The following is a 23,135-nucleotide window of genomic DNA, read 5'->3' on the forward strand; positions in this document are numbered from 1 at the left end:
CTTGGCCAGAAAAATGAGTCGTTCTCGCTGTTCTAAACTAAGTGGTACAGAAACAATTCGAGGCATGTGTGAACATCTGTTAACTAAAAAAACTTTTTCGCATGATTAGTTATTTTTGTCAACTTAATCAAGCAAAGAGTAAAGCTACGAATAAATCACGGTTAAGACTTATTGATGGTAAAGAGATTGTAGAGTTAATTTATCGTTATTATGAAGATTTTAAACCACAATATAGAGCTTTAATCCCTTTAAAGCAGGTTTTTATTCCTGATATTGGTGACTAATTCCTAGTATCGTCAGGATTTGTTGCCTAAACATTCAGAAGCCGAATTTTCCGAAATCCATTCAAATTTAAGTAACAACTCGGATATGTGGTCTGTCTAAGTCCGTAAATTTATTTAATGTAGTCATACGTACATGAATCTTAAAAGAAAATTCTACTTTTAGATTATTTTATTTTAGGGGGATTACGATCTTCCAATAATTTGATGCAATTTAGCTAAAACTTCCTTTTAACAAAAAACCAGTGAATTTTACAATTCACTGGTTTTTGAAATGACATTATGTAGAGCGCATGGGCCGATGTACTACCCAAGCGGCATAAAGCAATTAATTAATCGAATCATCCAAGTTTGGAGCTAACCAACGCTTCGCTTCATCTAAACTCCAGCCTTTACGCTGTGCGTAATCTTCAAGCTGATCTAACGAGATTTTACCTGCGTTAAAGTACTCAGAAGCAGGGTTGGCATAGTAGAAGCCACTCACAGATGAAGGCGGCCACATCGCAAAGCTGCTGGTCAGCTGTGTGCCAATCTTTTCAGTTGAACCTAACCAGTTAAACAGTGTCGCTTTTTCAGAGTGTTCAGGGCAAGCAGGGTAGCCTGGTGCAGGACGAATCCCCACATATTTCTCTTTAATTAGCTCTTCATTACTTAGCTGCTCATTCGGCTGATAGCCCCAGAATTCTTTACGAATACGCTCATGCAAATGCTCTGCAAATGCTTCTGCAAAACGGTCACCCAAAGACTGCACCAAAATGGCAGAATAGTCATCGCCTTTGGCTTTAAACTCATTGGCCATTTCTTCCGCACCAAAAATCGACACGGTAAAGCCGCCCAAGTAATCTTGCCCTTGCTCTGTAGTTGCGACAAAGTCTGCCAAAGACAAGTTTGGTTTACCTGTGACTTTGTCTGACTGTTGACGAATATGATGGAAGGTATGCGTTACTTGATTACGTGCTGCATCATATACTTGTACTGAATCTGCCGCAGAACGGTTGGCAGGGTAAATCCCAAAGACTGCACGTGCATCAAAGCGATTATTTGCAATAATATCTTTGAGCATGGCTTGCGCTTGGTTATATAAGTCGGTTGCAGCTTCGCCCACCACTTCATCTTCCAGAATTTTCGGGAATTTGCCCGCCAAACTCCAAGAAATAAAGAATGGTGTCCAGTCAAAGTATGGCAACAAGGTTTCAAGCGGGTAATTGGTCAGCACTTGTGTACCAATTAATTTTGGTACTGCAGGCGTGTAGTTGTCCCAATCAATTTTTAAACCATTGTCGATGGCTTCTGCATACGACAATTTCGCAGCTTTTGGTTGCTTATTGGCAATACGTTCACGAATTTTAGCGTATTCCGCACGATGCTCTGCAACAAAAGCAGGTTTCATTTCAGGGGAGAGTAAGGTTGTCGCAACACCAACGGCACGCGAAGCATCGGCAACATAAATCACTGCATCATTTGAGAACTGTGGATCAATTTTAACTGCAGTATGTGCTTTAGATGTGGTTGCGCCACCAATCAACAATGGAATGTTAAAGCCTTTACGCTGCATTTCTTTGGCAACAAAAACCATTTCATCTAAAGATGGGGTAATCAGACCAGACAAGCCAATGATATCGACTTTTTCGTCAATGGCAGTTTGCAGGATTTTTTCTGCAGGTACCATCACACCGAGATCGACAATATCGTATCCATTACAGCCCAAGACTACGCCCACAATATTTTTACCAATGTCGTGAACGTCGCCTTTTACCGTTGCCATCAAGACTTTACCTTTAGACTGACCTTCGGTTTTTTCAGCTTCGATGTACGGGTTGAGCCATGCAACGGCTTGTTTCATCACACGGGCAGATTTCACCACTTGTGGCAGGAACATTTTACCTGCACCAAACAAGTCACCGACCACGTTCATGCCATCCATCAACGGGCCTTCAATCACATCTAATGGACGTTTGGCTTTCAGGCGCGCTTCTTCGGTGTCTTCATTAATAAAGGTGGTGATGCCTTTAACTAAAGCGTACTCAAGACGTTTTTCGACAGATTCACTACGCCATTCTAAGTTTTCTTCGGCTTTTTGTGCGCCTGATTGACCACGATATTTTTCTGCCACTTCTAGCAGTTTTTCTGTGGCATCCTGACCGCTTTCACCTTGGTTCTGGTTCAGAATAACGGCTTCAACTGCTTCTTTCAGTTCTTTCGGGATGTCATCGTAAATTGCCAACTGACCTGCGTTGACAATCCCCATGGTCATGCCTTGCTGAATAGCGTGATATAGGAATACCGCGTGAATGGCTTCACGTACAGGTTCGTTACCACGGAATGAGAAAGATACGTTCGATACACCGCCTGAAATCATGGCATGCGGCAGGTTTTGTTTAATCCAGCCTGTGGCTTCAATAAAATCGACTGCGTAGTTGTTGTGTTCTTCAATACCTGTCGCAACTGCAAACACGTTCGGATCAAAAATAATGTCTTCGGCAGGGAAGCCAACATCATTGACCAAAACGTCATAAGAGCGTTTACAAATTTCGCGCTTACGTGCCACAGTATCGGCTTGTCCGACTTCGTCAAAGGCCATAACAATGACAGCTGCGCCGTATTGGCGGCAGAGGCGGGCTTTTTCGACAAACTCGTCATAACCTTCTTTTAAGGAAATAGAGTTGACAATGGCTTTACCTTGTACGCATTTCAAGCCTGCTTCAATGATTTCCCATTTAGAGGAGTCAATCATGATAGGTACGCGAGAAATATCAGGCTCAGATGCCACCAAGTTCAGGAAGTGCACCATCGCACCTTCTGAATCGAGCATGCCTTCATCCATGTTGATGTCGATGATTTGCGCACCGCTTTCTACCTGTTGACGAGCAACATCTAAGGCTTCGGCAAAGTTTTCTTCACGAATTAAACGCAGGAATTTTTTAGAACCTGTGACGTTGGTACGTTCGCCCACGTTTACAAATAAAGAGTCATCATAAATGTTAAATGGTTCTAAACCACTTAAACGGCATGCAGGTTTAATCTCTGGAATTTTACGCGGTGGAATGTCTTTTACCGCATTGTAAATCGCGCGGATATGATCAGGCGTTGTACCACAGCAACCGCCTGTAATATTGATCAAGCCGCTTTCAGCAAATTCTTTGAGGAAAGCTGCGGTTTCTTCAGGCGTTTCATCATAACCACCAAATGCGTTGGGTAAGCCCGCGTTCGGGTGTGCAGAAACAAACACATCGGCAACGTCTGAAACGGTTTTAACGTGTGGACGCATGGCATCTGCGCCCAAAGCACAGTTAAAACCAATTGAAAGTAAATCGCCATGACGTACCGAGTTCCAGAAAGCTTCTGCAGTTTGACCCGTTAAGGTACGTCCTGAAGCATCGGTAATGGTACCTGAAATCATCAACGGCAATTCACGCCCGAGCTGTTTAAACACTTCTTTGACCGCAAAAATCGCAGCTTTACAGTTTAAGGTGTCAAATACAGTTTCAATGAGCAGGATATCTGCACCACCTTCAATTAAGGCATGCGCAGCTTCAATATAGTTTTCTTTGAGTGCATCAAAGCTAATGTTACGAAATGCAGGGTCGTTTACATTTGGTGAAATTGAACAGGTACGCGATGTTGGCCCAAGTACACCTGCCACAAAACGTGGTTTGTCTGGTGTTGAATATTTTTCACAGGCAGCTTTGGCTAAACGCGCTGCTTCGCGGTTAATTTCTGGAACCAAATCTTCCATGTGATAGTCAGACATAGAAACGCGTGTGCCGTTAAAGCTGTTGGTTTCAATAATGTCTGCACCCGCATCTAAGTAGGCTTCGTGAATACCCTGAATAATGTGCGGTTGGGTCAGTACCAATAAATCATTGTTGCCTTTGAGGTCATGTGCCCAATCTGCAAAACGCTCACCACGATAATCGGCTTCTTCCAATTGATGGCGTTGAATCATAGTACCCATAGCACCATCGATAATTAAAATTCTTTGGGCAAGAAGCGCTTTCAGGGTGGTAAGCGTGGACATAAAAAACCCTTTATGACTGAATCCGAAATGAGCGCTATTTTAGCAGAGTTCGCACGGCTTTCGTGCACTTGAAGCGACCAGAGAGAGTGGAAGTCGTAAAAATAGTGCATAAAGCAGTATTTTTAGGATTTTGCTGTAGCTTTTGAACCTAAATAAAAGTTGTGATGAGGAACATTCTAATTTTGATTTTACTTTGATGCGTCATCGCTTTGTCATATTGCTCAGGCAAAATTGGCTCACGGTAAATTTTGTCTGAAATTTTAGGCAAATATGACAAAGGTGTAACAATCTAAATTTGAGAGAATGGCATAAGAAAAGTAGGTTTATTTATTCTAAGTGTTTAAATTTAAATGTTAATTTTAATTTTATGCACAAAAAAAACAGCTTAAAGTGTGAAAATAAAGTATGAAAGTTGCTTTATATAGCAGCTCTTTGTCATATAATTGTCACAATTTAATTGAACAATAAGGGGATTTTAAATCCTCTTTTCTGCTTGCATGAATTCTAATCCAACTCCTGTAGATTCAGCACACAAGTCGACCACTAAATCGACCAATGTTCATGTGCCTACACCGAAATTTTTTATGCCGGTGTTTTTAACGATCATCGTTTCTACCCTTATTTATATTGGTTTCCAATTGTCTGCGGACTTATCCCACGTGCCTGCGCTAAGCATGTACTCGGTGATTTTATTGGCGACCGCTTTATTCATTGCCTTAGGCTTTGAATTTGTGAATGGTTTCCACGACACAGCTAACGCAGTGGCAACGGTTATTTATACCAATGCCCTGTCTGCACCTGTGGCAGTAATGTGGGCGGGTTTCTGTAACTTCCTTGGGGTGATGGTCGCCAGTGGCGCAGTTGCCTACGGTATTATTGCCTTACTTCCAGTCGAATTGATTATGAATGTCGGTTCAGGCGCAGGCTTTGCCATGGTTTTTGCCATGTTGATTGCCGCGATTGTCTGGAACTTAGGAACGTGGTTTTTCGGTATTCCTGCTTCAAGTTCGCACACTTTAATCGGTTCGATTTTAGGTGTGGGGATTATGAACTACTTGCTGAACTCAGGTGCGGGTGCAAGTGGCGTAGACATGGAACAAGTCATGAAAGTGGGCAAGGCTTTATTGTTCTCGCCACTGATTGGTTTTGCCTTTGCTGCGATTTTGTTCTTCTTGGTGAAAAAAATCTTCAAGAAACAAATGGAGTTGTTCCAGCCACCTGAAGGCAATAAGCCACCACCACCACTGATTCGTGCCATTCTAATTTTTACTTGTACTGGGGTAAGTTTTGCGCATGGTTCAAACGATGGTCAAAAGGGCATGGGTTTAATCATGTTGATTTTGATCGGGATTGTGCCGTTGGCGTACTCGTTAAATAAAGAGTTAGACCAAAACCACATTCAATCGTTCCAACAGCTTTCAACGCAAACAGCTGATGTGATTTATGCACAACATGTCGATATGCCAGATGAAAAAGCACGTCAGGTCATCACTAGCTATATTCAGACCAAAGAAATTACCCCTGAAGTCGTGCCTGCTTTGGCAAGCTTAACTGACCATTTGGGTGAGCGTGTGGGTCAATATGGCAACTTGAAAGATGTGCCTGAAGCTGAAGTAGCAGAAATGCGTAATGATATGTATTTAAGCACGACTTCATTCAAGCGTTTAGACAAAGCCAATGCCTTGCCTGAAATGTCGGAAGAACAGAAAAAAGTGGTTAAAAGCTACCGCAGCCATTTAGATTCATTCTTACAATACATTCCAACTTGGGTCAAAGTTGCCGTTGCCTTAGCACTAGGCTTGGGTACGATGGTCGGCTGGAAACGTATTGTGGTGACTGTTGGTGAACGTATCGGTAAGCAGCACATGACTTATGGTCAAGGTATGTCTGCCGAGCTTGTGGCAATGTCAACTATTGCTGCTGCAGATGGTTTGGGGATGCCAGTTTCAACTACACACGTACTGAACAGTGCGGTGGCAGGTACCATGGTGGCAAATAAATCGGGTCTGAATTTCCAAATGGTGCGTACAATTCTTTCGGCTTGGATTTTCACTTTACCTGCGACAATTTGTTTATCGGGTAGCTTGTTCTGGTTGTTCTTAAAAGTGTTTTAATCCATTCTCAACTTTTTTGAGTGGTTGAAAAAAGCGCTGTGATGATACAGCGCTTTTTTTATACCTGCAGATCAGTCTAGAGAAATATTTGCAGGCAAGTTTTTGAATAGATAGATTAGCGGTTTACATTACTTTTTAAATTTTTGGATGACTTTGTCCAGTGGTAATTTATCTGCAGCAAAGCCATAGAGCGCAGCGAAAGGTAGGGCCGTTCGTGCCAAATACGCCACGCGCCACAATCCACCATGGTTCGCACCTTCCATCATCAATTCGAGCGGATGCTCAAGTTTCACTTCAGGATTGGCTGCCGAGTTTGGATTGCGTAAGTCATGAATCCACAATGCCGCCATAATCGCATTGGTGGTTTCAGGGCTAAATGCTTCAACATCAAACAAACTTGCGCCACTAAATGCTGCTTTGAGTAATGGATTTTTGGTCACAGAGTGTGTGGTGGTCGAAGGTGCAATATTGATGCTGACATGCTGTCCTTGATGACGCGCTAAAATTGCACGCCATTGCTGGATGCGTTTTGCTAAAGCATAGTTTGGCCCTTGTTCAACCACCAAACAGTCGGCAATACCATAATGTTGACCATTGTCTGAAGCAATTAAATTATGCAGATTCTTTTGGAAGAAATGACTGCGTGAAATGGTTTCAATACTTTTGGTGAGTAGCTTTTGCCCTTGTGAACGCTGCTGAAACTTCTCTGCCGATGCGCTAATCACTTCTTCAGGAACGGCATAAACATCGGTTGGGGTACACATAAACATAAGGCTGCTATCAGCTTTGTGTTCGCTGACATATTGCATAATGGCATCCATCGCCATCGCAACACGCACGTGTTTTTCACCATCTAAATAGGCAATGGCTGCTAAATCTAGCGTTTCAGGTTTTTGAGCTAACCATTGTGCAATTTCTGGGGTTTGTGTCAGTAGATTTGCACCCAACTGTTCTGTTAAAATATCAAGTGGGGTATCTGCCGCGAGTTGTGTTGTACTGGGTGCATATAAGGTGGCATTGCCTTGTTGCACAGTGCTTAAAATTTTATTCCACACACGGCTATTTGGTAAATCGACTGCAATAATATTGGCTTTCCATTTGGCTAACCATGTGAGTGGCCCTGCTTCTGAAGCTGCACCAAATAGCACCATGTTACGGTCAGACAAATCAAACCATTCAGGATGCGCCATTGCAGCATTTAACGCTTCGGCATGACTTGGTTCAATAATGCCTGCTGCTAGCCAAATTGCAATTTGATCTAGTAGAGCTTGACCTTGTAACTTTTGCCCACGATACGGCACATACCATTCGGGTGCTGCTTGGCTGCTGCCTTGTAATTTAAAGGTATGTAAAGTTTCAGTAGGCAAGAGCATGACATCTTTCAGCACATATTTTTGCTCATGACGATAAAACTCAAAACTTTGATGCGCTTTTCTTAAACCATCTTCTGCAATTTGAATTGCGTTAGCTTGTTCACGAATACCATTGGTCACGAGGGCTTTAAAGTATTTTGGATAGTGTTTACGCCAGTTTTTTTCTGCCAAAGCATCGACTGAGCTTTGATGATCGACTGTGGCTAAGGCTTCGGCAATAATTTGTTTGCCCGTGCTTGAGGTGCTGGGTTTATGATTTTCTGGATGAATTGGAAACTGTAAGCCATCGTAAGAAGTGGACATGCAAAAACTCGCAAACTAAATTGAAATTAATATACAGATGTATACATTATCTATGCCAAGTTGCGATATGGGGTAGCAAAAACTACCAAAATTGAGTGAAATTTGAATAAAAAAACCTTCACGAAGTGTAAAGGTTTTTAATGTGAATGAAATGTTGTTGAGATTTAAAGGTTAGTGTTTAAATGTCTAGGTTCGAATCATAAATGAGTCTGATGCTGTATCAACAATGTTTTATTCACTCAGACCAACAGCTTAACAACGTCCTTTTTTCGCCTGACCTGGAGGACAAAAATCACCATCACCATGCGGATGTTGGTGTGGATAATAGCCTTTCGGGTAGATCGTGCGGTCAGGATCAATCACCACACTGCCTTCAGGGGTATGTACGGCACAGGCGCTTAATCCTAGACTGAGTAACAGGGCGCTTAGAAGTGCAAACTTTTTCATGGCTGACTCCTGATTGCTTGATAGTTTTAGTCTTTATATTCTTAGTATAAGTGCTTGTCGAGTAACTGCATGTTATTTGTTGTGTGCTTTATGCTGTATTGGATCATTCAGATGCTTTCATCAATCAAAAATACTTATCAGCAGTTCATAAAATGACGATTGAAAGTCGTTTTTCCCAATGAGAGAGGCTGAAGATGAGAGGCAATAAATGATGGTGTTAAGCGGATTTATGAAAGCAGTCTATTGACGGATTTGAAAATTCTTTAAAGTAGCAACGACTCAGTGGTAGATGTACCGAGTCGTTATAGTTTCAAAAGTTAAAACGGCAGTTGCGCCAGTTTATTCAGGAAGTGAGGCAAGATGCGTGGTTCAATTAAAATAGTCACAATCACACCATAGGCCGCACCCCATAAATGCGCACTGTGATTAATATTGGAATTGCCGCGTTTACCCGACCAAATGCTATACGCTACATACAGTATTGCAAAAATAATGGCAGGCACTGGAATAAAGAACACGAAAATCAACTTCCACGGCTCAAACAAAATATAGGCAAACAACACCGCAGATACAGCACCAGATGCGCCTAAGCTCGCCCAACGATGGTCATTTTTATGCTTTAAATAACTTGGAATAATCGCGGCAATCAAACCACCCAAATAGAATAAAACAAAGCCTAAATCATAGACGTATTGGCGATAAAAACTTTCAATAATGCTGCCAAAGAAAAACAGGGTAATCATATTGAACAGCAAATGCGCACCATCGGCATGCACAAAACCATGGGTAATGAAGCGGTCATATTGACCACGTTGCATAGCAGGCGGCCAAAAAATCAGACGATTCATTAATTCTTGTTTGGAAAACGCCAACATAGACACAATGACCGTAATAATGATAATGGTCACGGTATGATTAAAAGGTAAATCGAGCATAAACGCCTATTCTTTTACTTGAATTCTGCTGTAATAATGCATCAAAACTGAGTTTGAGTCGAACTTTAGGAATAAATCCGACAATTTTGGTTGATTTTTTTTTATTCCCCCGCATCTTCAGTTAAAATAGCCACTTCAGCTTGAGGAAATTATTGTTATGTCGACTGAGAACAGCAGCACAGCAGTTGTAGATGAAATTCCAAACTTATTGATTACGCCAACTGCTCAAGAGTATTTGAAGGATTTATTGGCAAAGCAAAATACACCGGGTATTGGTGTGCGTGTTTTTGTGGAAAATCCTGGTACACCGCGTGCTGAATGTTGCATGGCTTATAGTGCGCCCGATGAAGTTGTACCTACAGACTACAAACAGGAATATCCAGACTTTCCTGCATTTATTGATACGCCGTCTATTCCGTATTTATTGGATGCCGTAATTGACTACAACAAAGACCGTTTTGGTGGTCAATTGACTTTCCGTGCACCGAACTCAAAAGTGCCACGCGTAGGCCCAGATGCTTCAGTAGAAGAACGCATTACTTATGTTTTACAGTCTGAAATTAACCCAGGTTTAGCAGGGCATGGTGGTAACTGTGCTTTGGTTGAAGTGGTTGAAGATGAAGAACACGGCTTAACTGCAGTATTGAAATTTGGTGGCGGTTGCCAAGGATGTTCAGCGATTGATGTGACTTTAAAGCAAGGTGTTGAAACAACCTTGAAACAACACGTACCTGAATTGATGCGTGTGGTGGATCAGACTGACCACAGTCAATCTGAAGGTGCTTATTTTAAATAAGCTCTAAGCCTCGCTTAAAAATAACCTCCTAAATTTTAGGAGGTTATTTTTTATCTGAAATTGTCAACAGACCCTATTCATTCGTTTGTAGATTTAAAATTTGTTGTGTTTTTTCAGAATAATAAAATTTCTCTAAATAATGGCGCGCACGTTGCTTTAAATAGCCTTCAGCGATCATTTTTTGAATGACTGGATTTAACAGTTGTTGTAATTGTTGTTGGACTAGCGCTTCATCAATGTTTAAGTCGTGCAATAACAAGTCAAAAGGGCGCGCCTGATTGCGTACATACCACGCATAAACCCCATCATGCACTTGCTGTTTCAAATAGTCACTTTGGCGTAAATGATCCCAAATTTCATGTCCTAAATTGACAGTTTGGGATAGGTCTTGTACTTCAATATAATTTTTTAAAACGGAAAGTGGCAAGTCTTTAACTTTGTGCCATAAATTGGCTTGGAAGTGATACAGTTTTTCCTCATCAAAATGTTGATTAAGCACCGACTCGCTCATTTGAGTCAGCTTCTGCACATTTTTTTGCAAATAATGCTGAATGGTCTGGTCTAAATTGGTATCGGTAACGCTTTCCAAAACCGATTTACCCATTTTCATAAAACGCGATACGCCAGGCACGCTTTTGGCGATCACCGAATTATCCATATAATCCTGAATGGAATGTTGAATGAGTTGGGTAATCATGGCGGCAAAGGCAGGATTATTCACCACGGCTTTAATCAAACGCTGACGATGTCCACTTTTACTTGCAACATATTGTGCAATTTTGTCGATGGTCAGCACAGGTATCACATCGGCAATTTTACTGCTGTCATTAACAGGGTGTACCAGTGCAAAACGAATATGCTCAGCAATTTGTTCCACTAAAAATGAACTGGCAGGTGTATTTAAAATTTGATGTTGAATCAGTTGATGAATGGCTTCAGATGTCCATAAATCTTGTAAGCTTTGTTTGCGAAACCATTGGTAAAACTGCACAAATTCAGTTTGTACCATTTCACTTTGGTTAAATTCTTGATCTAAAAAATCAAGCTGAGCTTCAATTAGTTGCTCAATGATGGGATGTTTCTGCATGAAGGTTTTATATAATAATTAATTTAGAGGAATCAGTTTATCAGCAAGTGGGTTTTTTAGGTTCTGAGTTTTAGCCAGAAACGGCAAATAATATTGTGCGACTTGTTTTTCAGCTTCCAATAACGGCATGTGTCCAACATTATTAAGAATCACAGGTGTTTCGGCGCGTTTGAGTAAAGATTGTAATTCCTTCGCCACTTCAACATTAATAATGCGATCTTGCTTACCCCATAAAATCAGGGTCGGTGCTTCAATTGATCCTGCTAAACGTGCAAATGAGTCTGGAGTATAAATACGGTTGAGTTTGACAATTTGCTCAATTGCTTTACGGGTTTGTTCTGAGCGAGAAATCAGGACTTCTTCTTGCGCATGTTGAATTTGTGAGGTCATGGCAGGCGGGCTTTGCATGATTTGTTTGGCGACGTCGGCTAAATCGCCATGTTTGCTCACAATTAAGTCATTTAAAGATAATGGATTTTTGGTGTAAGGCGTATTAGCAAGTTTATAAATGCCTGCACTATTGAGTAAAAATAAACTTTGCGTATCAAAAGGATATTGCGAGGCATACACGGTTGCAATTGAGCCGCCTAAAGAATGTCCTGCCACGTGTAAGTTTTCTTCACAGTCAATTGCTTCAATAAATTGACGCAGTTGTGAAGTTACATTCGGAACTGAATTATCAAAATTGCTTGGAGTTTTGGTGTCACCGCTATTGGGTAAATCTGGAATAATCACATGATAATGTGGGGTTAAAAATTGCGCGACACGGTTCCAATTATCACGTGTGCCTGCCAAACCATGAATCAATAAAATTGTGGGTTTGCTGTGCGAGCCACCTTCGTTATAGCTCCAGACGACATCTCCAACACGAATGCTTTTAGAGCTTAGTCCTGCTTGTTTGCGCTGTTGCTGAAAATGATTTTGTAATAGTTTAAGTTCAGTTGCGTTGCTGTTACTGGCGTTATTGTTTTTTGTGAAGGTATATGGATTGGGCGCAGCGCTTTGCACAAGGCAAGATGTACTTAGTCCCAAAGCCAATAAAGTCGTATGTAGATAACGTGATCGAATAAATTTCATCATGAAAACGTCTTCCCCTGACGAACCCAAAACAGGCTCCAATAATGATAGGCACTAGCTCTTAGGTCTAATTGCACAAGTGTATTCTGTCTATTGTAGGCGTTTAAAAATGAAAGTCATCCCTTGCTTTTTTGATCAAAGCTTTGAAATTGGTAGAAAATGTGACCTATCTCAATAAAAAGTGAAAAAATTTATAACAAAAATGAATAAAGAAAAGCGCAGCTGCATATTTTTTTGCAAGTGACATTCATAAAAACTGGCTTTAGAATATCGCAACTTCAAAGATCGGTGGTAAATCAAGAATGCTAACAGCTCAAGAAGCTTTAGAACGTCTTAAACAAGGAAACCAACGTTTTGTTTCTGGTGATACCAGACATCCGAAGCAATTGTCGCACCAACAGCGTGCAGAAATGGCAGAAGACCAAAATCCATTTGCCATTATTTTAGGATGTTCAGATTCACGTGTTCCTGCAGAAATGGTATTTGACCAAGGATTGGGTGATCTTTTTGTAATTCGTGTTGCGGGCAACGTGGTTGCGCCATCACAGGTAGGTAGTGTTGAATTTGCGGCAGAGCGTTATGACTGTGCTGTGGTTGTTGTCTTAGGACACAGTCACTGTGGTGCAATTCAAGCGACAATTGATACTTTAATGTGCCCAGACTGTCCACCATCGGCAAATTTAATGTCGATTGTGAACCGTGTTCGCCCTTCAGTTGAAACCTTAATGCAGACTGAACTGAAAAATGATTTGGCGAAATTGTCTAAGCATGCAGTACGTTCCAATGTATTTGCATCGGTAAATCAATTGCGTCATGGTTCAGCAGTTTTAGAAAACCTGATTGAACAAGGTCAGTTGAAAGTAGTCGGTGCAGAATATTCACTGGAAACAGGTGAAGTGGTTTTTTTTGATTTTTAATCCGAACTGCACAGCAATTAGATTTTCCTCAAAGGCGCTTTATAAAGCGCCTTTGATATATGGATAAGCATTATTTAGCAAAATAGGCTGAGCTTTGGCATTTGGATGAATTAAATCTTTTTGCATCAATTGCTTATTGCCCGCAATACCTTCCATAAAAAATGGCAGTAATTTGACTTTATATTGCTGACTCACCACTTTATAGTTATTTTCAAATGCTTTGCTATACGCCGAGCCGTAATTTGGCGGCATTTTCATCCCAAAAATCACCACTTTCGCTTTGGCTTTTTGGCTATGCTGAATTAAGTTCGCTAAATTTTTTTGAATCATTTGTGGCGGTTGTCCACGCAAGCCATCATTTCCGCCTAACTCAATGACTACAACGTCTGGACGATGGGTCTGCAGCAATTTAGGCAGACGCGCCAAAGCACCACTGGTGGTTTCGCCACTGACACTTGCATTGACCACTTTATGCTGTTTCGGATACTGTTGTTCTAAACGTTTTTGCAATAAGTGAACCCAACCTTGTTGTGGTTGTATGCCGTAACCTGCACTTAAGCTGTCACCTACAATCATAATGGTTTTTGCAGATACCACGAGTGGGCTGAAACATAGTCCGAGCAGCAACACACGCGGGAAGACACGACTAGTTAGATTGCGATTTTGCATAATGGGAAACGTATGACTCAAAACACTAAAGAATCTAATATCATGCCACAAACGATTATTTCTGCCCAAAATTTGACACAAAAGATACAACTTGCACAAAAACAATTGACCATTTTTGAGAATTTAAACCTCGATATTCAGGCAGGCGAACAAGTTGCTATTACTGGTCGTTCGGGTTCGGGAAAATCGACCTTATTGGGTATTTTGGCAACTTTAGATCAAGCCAGTAGTGGAAAATTGCTGATTTGTGGTGAGTCGATTGCAGAATTAAATGAAGAACAACGTGCAGAAGTTCGTTTAAAGCATATTGGTTTTGTGTTTCAGTCTTTTCAGTTGTTGCCACATTTAACTGCACTGGAAAATGTGATGTTGCCCCTGCGTTTACAGGAAAAATTTAAATATGCAGAAGCTGAACAAAAAGCGCTGAATTTGCTGAAACGTGTCGGTTTAGAGCGTCAGGCACAGCAAACGCCGAAAGTGCTTTCGGGAGGCGAGCAACAACGTGTCGCCATTGCGCGTGCTTTAATTCGTGAACCTAAAATTATTTTTGCCGATGAACCGACAGGAAACTTGGATGGTGAAACTGCAACTGAAATTGAGCAATTGTTATTTGAATTGAACCGTGAGTTGGGCACAACTTTGGTGTTGGTCACGCATGACCCGAAACTGGCGGCACAATGTCAGCGCCATTACGCTTTAATTGATGGGCAATTGGTTGAGCAATTTGCAGCTAAGCCAACCGCTGCCATAACAGGAGGATGAAATGAACGCATTATTTCATCCACTGTTAAAGCAGAGTTTTAAAAGCAGTGGTGTCTATTTACTGATTATTGCGCTGACTTTAGCGATTAGCGCGACCACAGCCTTAAAGTTTAGCAATGAGCAAATTCAAAATGCTGTAGCGTTGCAAGCGGCAGAAATGTTGGCGGGTGATTTAGTCCTGAGCGACAATGAACCCATTGCACAAGACTGGCAGGATCAGGCGACTGCACATCAGTTACAACAGTCGCATGTGACTGTATTTAGTTCGATGGCACATACTCAAGCACAATTTGTGATGGTGAATGTCAAAGCGATTGAGCACAATTTTCCGTTACGCGGTGAATTACGGGTCAATCCTGCAGCGGACAAGATTCAGTCTGGCGAAATTTGGCTAAGCCAACGTGCTATGGATTTACTTCACGTTAAACTGGGTGAAACAGTAAATATTGCCGATGCAGCATTTACCGTAACTGCCAAAATTGAACATGACTCCAATCAGGAACTCGGTTTTTCAGGTTTTTCGCCGACAGTGATTATTTCACAGGCAGATGTAGCACGTACCCACGTAATTCAAGTGGGTAGCCGCATAGATTATCGTTTGTTGTTGGCAGGCAGCGCCAAAGATACACAAAATTTTGAGCAGTACTTTAAAACACATACACAGCAGCCTGCACAGGTGCAGCAGAGCGCTAGCCCTGAACAAAACTTTGAAGAACAAAGCAGTTTAAGACTACGTAATGCCAGTGAAGGCAATACGCGCTTAATGCGCCCAATTGCCAATTTAGACACCTTTTTGCAGTTGGCTAACATCCTGACCATTTTATTGTGTGGCATTGCGATTGGGTTGACCAGTCAGCGCTATGTGCAACAAAATCAGGATCATATCGCCTTATTACGTTGTATTGGTGCAAGTAAACGACAAATTTTAGCCGCTTATTTGGCGTTGCTGGCTTTGGTCTTAAGTATCGCTATGGGCATTGGCAGTATTTTGGGCGTGACGTTGGGCTATGCTTTGTTGCAAATCATGCTGCAACTGATTCCGCACCTGGAAATTCAATTTTCAGCCATGGCAATGTTGCTTGGGCCATTGCCAATCGCCATGCTCACCAGTGCTGTGGTGTTGTTGGGTTTTGTGCTGCCTAATTTATTGCAATTGCTGAATACCGCACCGATTCGCGTGATTCGCCAACAAGACAAAAGCATGCGCGCTTGGTGGTGGATGTTGCTTACAGGGACGCTAAGTCTAATCGTATTTTGTATGGTCTTGACCGAAAGTTTAGTGCTTAGTACATGGGTGATTGGTGCGATTATTGCGCTGTGCGTATTGCTGTATGGAGTGGTGTGGAGTTTATTAAAATTATTGCGTCATTCTAAAGGCAGACTCGCAGCGTATATTCGTGCGCCTGCTGTCACGGCATTTCAAATTACTGCATTGGCTTTAGGATTAAGTTTAATTACGGTACTTGCAGTGTTGCGTACCGACCTGCTAGATCGTTGGCAGCAGCAATTGCCCGAAGGAACACCCAATCAGTTTGTTTACGGCTTGCCACCGTTTGATATGCCTGAGTTTCAACAACAATTAACGCAGCAGCAGTGGCACAGCACGCCACTTTATCCAAATATACGCGGGCGTTTGGTCGCCAAAAATGATCAACCTTTTGCCGACGCCTTAATTCAGCAAAGCAATACGTTAAGACGCGAACTCAACCTGACACAGTCTGACCGTTATCCTGCCGATAATATCATTGTAAATGGGCAAGCCAATTTCAGTGCAGTGGGACAAGTGTCAGTAGAAGCAGATACGGCTGCCGAGTTGGGCATTCAAATTGGTGATCGACTCAGTTTTAGTTTGCCTGAAGGCATACTTGAAGCCGAAGTGATTAATCTGCGTACGGTGGAGTGGGAAAGCTTTAGTCCAAATTTTTTCTTTATTTTTTCACCGCACACTATGGATGAAAATGCAGGCAGTTATTTGGGCAGTTTCTATGTGCCTGAAGCAGATAAACCGAAACTAATTCAATTGATTCAGCAATTTGCCAACACAGTGTTTATTGATGTCAGCCTAATTTTGGATGAAATTAAACGCATTGTGAATGTGTTGGTGCAGATCATCACCATTTTAGCCATTTTGGTGAGTGTGTCTGGGCTGTTGGTATTAATCGCGTGTTTAAACTTGCTGATGGATGAGCGCAAACGCGAAGTCGCATTACTGCGTTCTTTTGGTAGTTCTAAACAAAAACTCAAACGTATGTTGAGTCTGGAAATCGGTTTTATGGGCTTTATAGCGGGAATAGTGGCGTGTTTATTTGCCGAAGTCATTAGTGCTGTTGCCAGTTACCGCATGGATTTAATGCTGCAACCACATTGGGAAATCTGGCTGATTTTGCCTGTATTTATGACCGTGCTGTGTGCCTTGATTGGACGTTATCGTTTAAGTTATTTATGCGATATTCCGCCACTGCAAAGTTTAAGGGAGATGAATCAGTCCTGATTCATCTCTAGTTGATGTTGTTTTACTTGCTGTAAAGGTTGATTGTTCAACCCAGACTGCGTTGCATCATGCTAAGCAGTTCTTGCCAAAGGGGTTGAATTGGAGCAAGCAGTTTATGGCAATACCAGTAAAATGCAGCACAACCCAATGGTGCAAGGAGCATCGCAAAACTGTTCACTAAGTTACTGTGTTTGCTGCGTTGTCCAAGGTACCAAATGATTGTCATGGCTGCGCCCATGAGCATGCCGCCAATATGTGCAGCATTATTAATGCCACTGATCATAAAGCCCATACCTAAGTTCAGTGCCATCACCATCACCAAAGTCTTGCCATCCAACAGAAATTTTTGGCGAGGTAATTGGGGCAATAACGCCAATACCGTCAGTGCAGCTCCAAGTCCCATCACTGCACCCGATGCACCTGCACCCACGCTAGGTAACAGCTTTGGATTAGCGACACCTTGTTCGAGCAGGGTATAGCTGTCTTGAATGCTGACATAGCCACTAAGCAGGCTACCCATCAAACCTGCGCAAACATATAACACTATAAAATAGACACGCCCAAACAACTGTTCACTGACGCTGCCAAAAATATACAAGGCCCACATATTTAACATTAAATGTACTAAACCGAAATGAAAAAACATGCTGCTGAACAGGCGAATGGGTTCCGCCAAAAAGGTTAAAGGTGCATAATCAGCACCCCAGCGTATTGCATCTTGCGGGCTAGGATTGCTAATGTTCATGCCGTTGAGCACTTGCCATGCAAACAAAGCCACGTTTATTGCAATCAGGGCTGCGGTAATCCACCACAGGTGAATTTCAACTTTATTGTTGCGCAGGTTTGGGGGATGTTGGGACATATATTTGAATATTGTGTCGTAGTGATCAATCTAAGCTTAACACGAAAAAATAACGCTTCAGGAGCCATGCACCAAGATGAAAGCTTTTTTTATACGAACTTTGTTAATTCTTGTTAGTGTGGTGCTTTTGGTTCAATTATGGATTTTTAGCAGCTTGGTGTGGTGGCGTACGCAGCCTGTGCAATCGACCATGATGATGCGTTTGGATTATTGGGCTGAACCGAGCAAGCCTATTCAACACCAATGGCGCGACTATGACCAACTCAGTGACAACTTAAAACGTGCTGTAGTGACTGCCGAAGATGGCAAATTTATGCAGCATCATGGTTTTGACTGGGAAGGTATTCAAACTGCGCTGGAACGGAACAAAGATGAAGGCAAGGTTGTTGCAGGTGGTTCTACAATTTCTCAGCAGCTCGCCAAGAATTTGTTTTTATACAATAAGCGTTCTTTTTTGCGTAAAGGCCAAGAAGTTGTGGCGACATGGATGATGGAACGCATGTGGTCAAAGCAGCGTATTTTAGAGGTCTATCTCAACTCGGTAGAATTTGGCGATAATATTTATGGTGCCGAAGCTGCGGCACAGCATTATTTTGGCAAAAGTGCAAAAAGTTTAAGCCGTGATCAAGCAATTTTCTTGGCTGCGATTTTAACCAATCCAAAATATTTTCAGGAACATCGTAATGCGGGGGCATTAAAAGCCCGTAAACAGATGGTGCAGCGCTATATGCGTTATGCGGAAATTCCCTAAATTGAGCGAAAACAAACTATAAAATGTGAAAATATCCACAAAGCCTAATTTTTTAGGCTTTTTTTATGAAAATGTCACAAAATTGAAGCATACTTGTAGCAGTGCCAAACATTTTAAAAAAGCATAGGTGGGTATGAATACGGCAACAGGCGCGACTCCTGCGCAAACAGAATATACATATAATGATCGCTACATTAACCGCGAACTGTCTATTTTAGATTTCCATTTGCGCGTGCTTGAGCAAGCTGTCGATCCGTTGCATCCTTTGTTGGAACGCATGAACTTCCTGCTGATTTTTTCACGTAACTTGGATGAGTTTTTTGAAATTCGTGTTGCGGGCATGATGGAACAATTGGACTTGGGCAATGAAAGCCGTAGTCCAGATGGTTTAACCCCTAAGCAGGTGTTAGATCAAATTTCTAAAACAGCACATGCTGCTATTGAACGCCAGTACCGTATTTTAAATCAGGAAATTTTGCCAAAATTACGTGAAGAAGACATTTGTTTCTTACGTCGTGGTGAATTAACCCCTGCACAATCGGCATGGGTGAAAAAATATTTCCAAGAGCAAGTTGCCCCTGTATTAACCCCAATTAGCCTAGACCCTGCACATCCATTTCCACGTTTGGTCAATAAAAGTCTGAATTTTATTGTGACTTTAGAAGGGAAAGATGCTTTTGGTCGTCAAATTGATTTGGCGGTTGTTCCTGCACCACGTTCATTACCACGTGTAGTTCGTTTACCCGATGAACTTACAGGCGGTAAAGAGCACCACGTCATGCTTTCAGCAATTATTCATGAGCATGTGTCTGACTTATTCCCGGGCATGACTGCGACTGGATGCTATCAATTCCGTGTGACCCGTAATGCAGATTTGGCGTTAAATGAAGATGTAGAAGACTTGGCCAAAGCCCTAAAAGGCGAATTAAACTCACGCCGTTTTGGTCGTGCGGTACGTTTAGAAGTAACGCACAACTGCCCGAAAGCCATTTATGATTATTTGCTAGATGAGTTCGATCTTGAAGAAGAACAACTTTATAAAGTAGATGGCCCAGTGAACTTGGCGCGTTTATTGTCTAATTTTAAACGTCCACATTTACGTTATGATTCACATACACCCGCCATTCCAAAGGTGTTAAAAAAGTCTGAAAATATTTTTTCAGCGATGCAAAAGCAAGACATTTTATTACACCATCCGTTTGAATCTTTTGCACCCGTGATTAACTTGCTGCGTGAAGCTGCACGTGATCCACAAGTCTTGGCAATCAAACAAACTTTATATCGTAGTGGCGCAGATTCTGAAATTGTACAAGTGCTTGCAGAGGCTGCACGAAACGGTAAAGAAGTGACTGCGGTGATTGAACTGCGTGCACGTTTTGATGAAGAATCTAACATTGCTGTGGCTAACGTGTTGCAAGAAGCGGGCGCTGTGGTTGTGTACGGTATTGTGGGGTATAAAACCCACGCCAAAATGATTTTGGTGGTGCGCCGTGAAAATAATAAATTGGTGCGTTATGTACATTTAGGCACAGGTAACTACCACGCAGGCAATGCGCGTATTTATACCGACTATGGTTTACTGACCACAGACAAAGAGCTGTGTGAAGATGTGCATCGTATTTTCCAAGAGCTAACAGGCATGGGTAAAATGGCAAAACTGAAAAAGTTGTTGCATGCACCATTTACCCTGCACGTACAGTTGGTGAATTATATTGATGAAGAAATTGCCAATGCTAAAGCAGGTAAGCCCGCACAAATTATTGTGAAAGTGAATGCACTGACTGAAATGCAATTGATCAATAAATTGTACGAGGCGTCTCAGGCGGGTGTGCAAATTGATCTCATCATCCGTTCAATTTGCTGCTTGCGCCCAGGTTTGCCGGGCTTATCGGAAAATATCCGTGTGCGTTCGATTGTCGGACGTTTCCTTGAACATACCCGTGTCTATTATTTCTCTAATAATGGCAATCCACGTATTTATTGTTCAAGTGCTGACTGGATGGATCGTAACTTATTTAACCGTGTTGAAGCGTGTTTCCCAATTGAAGATCCTGCCTTGAAAAAGCGTATTTATGAGCAAGGTTTATTGACCTACATGCAAGACAATCAACAGGCGTGGTTGTTGCAGGGTGATGGAACTTGGGTGCGTGTAAAAGCAGCTGAGGGTGAAGAGCCACACAATGCGCAGCGTATACTGACCGATAGTATTGTTTAGTTTAAAGCATTTATAACAGGTAAAAAGAGCGATGCCAGACATCGCTCTTTTTTGTTTCTAATTAATTGTTTGATGCTTATTTAATACTTATGTTTTTGATTTATCTTTTATATTGATCAGCTTAAGAAAAACAGCACATCGCATCATCCGCATTCATAATTTTCCGATAAATACTTTTCACATAACCATGCACCAGTTGTTCCGAAGCATGCAAGTTGGCTGCGACTTGTTGTGAGGGCAAACCTTGTCCTGAAAGCGCCAATATTTCATGTTCAGTTTTAGAGAGTGCCAAAGAATGGCCATGTGCGACAATGGATTGTTCGCAGGCTAAAATTTCATTGGCCAAGTTGACATCTAGCGGTGAGCCACCACGTAAAATAGTGCGAATCTGGTTTTGCATGCCTGTAGCAGATTGGTCGCTAAAGACATAGGCTGAAATGCCTAAATGGATGGCTTGTAGCAATTGTTTGGGCATACTGGAAGGCAGCACTGCCACAATTAAGGTGTCTTTACGGAAATGTTTGAGATTTTGAATAAAATCAATTTGAGCTTTTGACCAAGACTGTAAATTGATAAATACCAAATTAGGTAAATGTTGCTGCACCATCAACACTGCATTTGCGAGCGATGAGCTACAAAGCAAAACCTCTTTAGGGTAGCCAAAATTTTGTAAAATGTGGCTTAAATTTTTTAGTGCTTCTACCTGATCATCAATCAGCAGAACAGGCACAGGTAAAACGAGATCTCTGTGAATCATGACAAATACTCCTGTGCTGTTCTATAAATAATTTTGATAAATAGATTGTGCGTGATATTGCTGTAACTGAATATCCTTAAATATAGTGATTTTTATATAAAAAGGGTAAATATAAGTAATTGTTGCTGAATATGTTTTTTTGAAATGTGTTGAAAATGTGAGTAATGTAACTCGATCCTGTTCTTTCGTTCAGTGGTAAGAGTGAATTGTTGAATTTGTGATGAATCTCACATTTTAAAAACTTGTTCATATTTATAAGTCACTTAAATCATCCTGAACTGCAAAAACAATACACATTTTTGAACGAAAAATAAAAAAGGAGCCAGATTGGCTCCTTAATGAAATGTTGGATCATGTGTCTAAATTTAGACTGCGTTTTGAGTGATTTTCTGTAAAATCTGCAGCAAAACGTCAAATTCACTTTGTAATGGCGTGCTTTTACGCGTCACTAAAGCCAAAGTACGGCTTGGTGCAGCCTCAATACTTTTGATCTGTAAATCTGGATTCGATTTGATCATGGCATTATGAATTGCAATTTCAGGCAATAGGGTAAAGCCTAAATTTGCAGACACCATTTCAACCAAGGTCGGCAAAGAGCTGGCTTTTAAACGATGATCGTTTTTGCGTTCACCAATCGGGCAAGCACTTAAAGTGTGATCACGTAAGCAATGACCTTCTTCAAGCAGCATTAAACGCGATAAATCCAAATCATCTAAAGAATTGGCCTGCGCCGATTTTTGATCGCCCTTGTGATAAACCAAGAACAAATCTTCTTTAGAAATTTCAGCCACTTTCAAACCACGCGTATCGAATGGCAGGGCTAACACCACCATATCTAAATTGCCGTGTTCCAGTTTTTCGACAATTTTTTCACTTTGCGCTTCGTGTAAATGCAATTGAATTTTAGGTAGCTGCTTATGCACTTCATCTAACAGTTGCGCCAAAATAAATGGGGCAATGGTTGGAATCACGCCTAAGTGTAAATCACCTGTGAGAGGCTCACTCATTTCACGGCTTAAACGCATTAAGTCCTGTGCATCTGCTAACAGAACACGGGCGCGTGCTACGACTTGTTCACCCAATGGGGTTAAACGTACATTCTGTCGATCACGTTCTACCAGTACGCCGCCAAGCAGGCGCTCCAGTTCCATGATCCCGCCAGACAAAGTCGACTGAGTTACAAAAGAACGGCGAGCCGCTTCTGTAAAATGTAACGTTTCAGACAGTGTAACGAGGTATGACAGCTGTCTTAAAGATGGTAATGCAGCCATAGTGTCCTA

General features: G+C 41.7%; 17 protein-coding genes and 1 pseudogene. 7 read left to right on the forward strand and 11 right to left on the reverse strand.

Annotation, left to right across the window (positions count from 1 at the left end; translation table 11 throughout):
- A pseudogene (locus FTT74_RS14005) lies at window positions 1–66 on the reverse strand (helix-turn-helix domain-containing protein); the annotation flags it as partial.
- A 543-nt stretch (window positions 67–609) separates the two neighbouring features.
- Entirely contained in the window at window positions 610–4,299 is a 3,690-nt protein-coding gene (gene metH, locus FTT74_RS09275) for a methionine synthase (protein WP_131261618.1), read from the reverse strand.
- Between the two features lie 497 nt (window positions 4,300–4,796).
- Here metH and FTT74_RS09280 point away from each other — a divergent pair, with 497 nt between their 5' ends.
- Window positions 4,797–6,413 carry an inorganic phosphate transporter gene (locus FTT74_RS09280; RefSeq protein ID WP_004972047.1) on the forward strand — a complete coding sequence of 539 codons (1,617 nt, stop codon included), beginning with the start codon at window positions 4,797–4,799 and terminating at the stop codon, window positions 6,411–6,413.
- A 128-nt stretch (window positions 6,414–6,541) separates the two neighbouring features.
- Here FTT74_RS09280 and FTT74_RS09285 read toward each other — a convergent pair whose 3' ends face one another.
- From FTT74_RS09285 to FTT74_RS09295, 3 genes are all read right to left on the reverse strand, one after another.
- On the reverse strand, window positions 6,542–8,089 hold the full coding sequence (locus FTT74_RS09285; RefSeq protein WP_004972044.1) for a hypothetical protein: 1,548 nt from the start codon (window positions 8,087–8,089) through the stop codon (window positions 6,542–6,544).
- Between the two features lie 252 nt (window positions 8,090–8,341).
- A complete protein-coding gene (locus FTT74_RS09290) occupies window positions 8,342–8,536 on the reverse strand; it encodes a hypothetical protein (protein ID WP_004972042.1) in 195 nt (64 codons plus the stop codon).
- A 317-nt stretch (window positions 8,537–8,853) separates the two neighbouring features.
- Window positions 8,854–9,471 (reverse strand): rhomboid family intramembrane serine protease, encoded by a 618-nt coding sequence (locus tag FTT74_RS09295; protein ID WP_004972041.1) that lies wholly within the window; start codon window positions 9,469–9,471, stop codon window positions 8,854–8,856.
- A gap of 157 nt (window positions 9,472–9,628) precedes the next feature.
- On the opposite strand from FTT74_RS09295, the gene nfuA reads away from it, so the two are divergent.
- Window positions 9,629–10,267 carry a Fe-S biogenesis protein NfuA gene (gene nfuA, locus FTT74_RS09300; RefSeq protein WP_096900978.1) on the forward strand — a complete coding sequence of 213 codons (639 nt, stop codon included), beginning with the start codon at window positions 9,629–9,631 and terminating at the stop codon, window positions 10,265–10,267.
- A gap of 73 nt (window positions 10,268–10,340) precedes the next feature.
- Here the strand turns inward: nfuA and FTT74_RS09305 are convergent, their stop codons facing one another.
- Window positions 10,341–11,354, reverse strand: a complete 1,014-nt coding sequence (locus FTT74_RS09305; protein WP_096900977.1) for a hypothetical protein — start codon at window positions 11,352–11,354, stop codon at window positions 10,341–10,343.
- Window positions 11,355–11,372: 18 nt separating this feature from the next.
- Window positions 11,373–12,434, reverse strand: a complete 1,062-nt coding sequence (locus tag FTT74_RS09310) for an alpha/beta fold hydrolase (RefSeq protein ID WP_026438298.1) — start codon at window positions 12,432–12,434, stop codon at window positions 11,373–11,375.
- Between the two features lie 299 nt (window positions 12,435–12,733).
- Here FTT74_RS09310 and FTT74_RS09315 point away from each other — a divergent pair, with 299 nt between their 5' ends.
- On the forward strand, window positions 12,734–13,348 hold the full coding sequence (locus FTT74_RS09315; RefSeq protein ID WP_004972031.1) for a carbonic anhydrase: 615 nt from the start codon (window positions 12,734–12,736) through the stop codon (window positions 13,346–13,348).
- Window positions 13,349–13,387: 39 nt separating this feature from the next.
- Here the strand turns inward: FTT74_RS09315 and FTT74_RS09320 are convergent, their stop codons facing one another.
- Window positions 13,388–14,017 (reverse strand): arylesterase, encoded by a 630-nt coding sequence (locus tag FTT74_RS09320; protein ID WP_234113847.1) that lies wholly within the window; start codon window positions 14,015–14,017, stop codon window positions 13,388–13,390.
- A 12-nt stretch (window positions 14,018–14,029) separates the two neighbouring features.
- Here FTT74_RS09320 and FTT74_RS09325 point away from each other — a divergent pair, with 12 nt between their 5' ends.
- On the forward strand, window positions 14,030–14,779 hold the full coding sequence (locus FTT74_RS09325) for an ABC transporter ATP-binding protein (protein ID WP_179988964.1): 750 nt from the start codon (window positions 14,030–14,032) through the stop codon (window positions 14,777–14,779).
- Window position 14,780: 1 nt separating this feature from the next.
- Window positions 14,781–17,270: an ABC transporter permease gene (locus FTT74_RS09330; RefSeq protein ID WP_179988963.1), complete on the forward strand. Its 2,490-nt coding sequence runs from the start codon at window positions 14,781–14,783 to the stop codon at window positions 17,268–17,270.
- 46 nt (window positions 17,271–17,316) lie between these two features.
- Here the strand turns inward: FTT74_RS09330 and FTT74_RS09335 are convergent, their stop codons facing one another.
- Window positions 17,317–18,132, reverse strand: a complete 816-nt coding sequence (locus FTT74_RS09335) for a rhomboid family intramembrane serine protease (RefSeq protein ID WP_096900974.1) — start codon at window positions 18,130–18,132, stop codon at window positions 17,317–17,319.
- Window positions 18,133–18,208: 76 nt separating this feature from the next.
- Here FTT74_RS09335 and mtgA point away from each other — a divergent pair, with 76 nt between their 5' ends.
- Entirely contained in the window at window positions 18,209–18,883 is a 675-nt protein-coding gene (mtgA, locus tag FTT74_RS09340) for a monofunctional biosynthetic peptidoglycan transglycosylase (RefSeq protein WP_004972019.1), read from the forward strand.
- Window positions 18,884–19,016: 133 nt separating this feature from the next.
- Complete coding sequence (gene ppk1 / locus FTT74_RS09345) at window positions 19,017–21,098, forward strand: polyphosphate kinase 1 (RefSeq protein WP_179988962.1); 2,082 nt, start codon at window positions 19,017–19,019, stop codon at window positions 21,096–21,098.
- A gap of 121 nt (window positions 21,099–21,219) precedes the next feature.
- Here the strand turns inward: ppk1 and FTT74_RS09350 are convergent, their stop codons facing one another.
- Complete coding sequence (locus tag FTT74_RS09350) at window positions 21,220–21,855, reverse strand: LuxR C-terminal-related transcriptional regulator (RefSeq protein WP_179988961.1); 636 nt, start codon at window positions 21,853–21,855, stop codon at window positions 21,220–21,222.
- A 365-nt stretch (window positions 21,856–22,220) separates the two neighbouring features.
- Window positions 22,221–23,126, reverse strand: coding sequence for a LysR family transcriptional regulator OxyR (oxyR, locus tag FTT74_RS09355; protein WP_096900971.1), 906 nt, complete (start codon window positions 23,124–23,126; stop codon window positions 22,221–22,223).
- Window positions 23,127–23,135 lie beyond the last annotated feature (9 nt).

Origin of the sequence: Acinetobacter sp. YH01007 (genome assembly GCF_013420425.1) — a bacterium.
Classification (GTDB): domain Bacteria; phylum Pseudomonadota; class Gammaproteobacteria; order Pseudomonadales; family Moraxellaceae; genus Acinetobacter; species Acinetobacter towneri.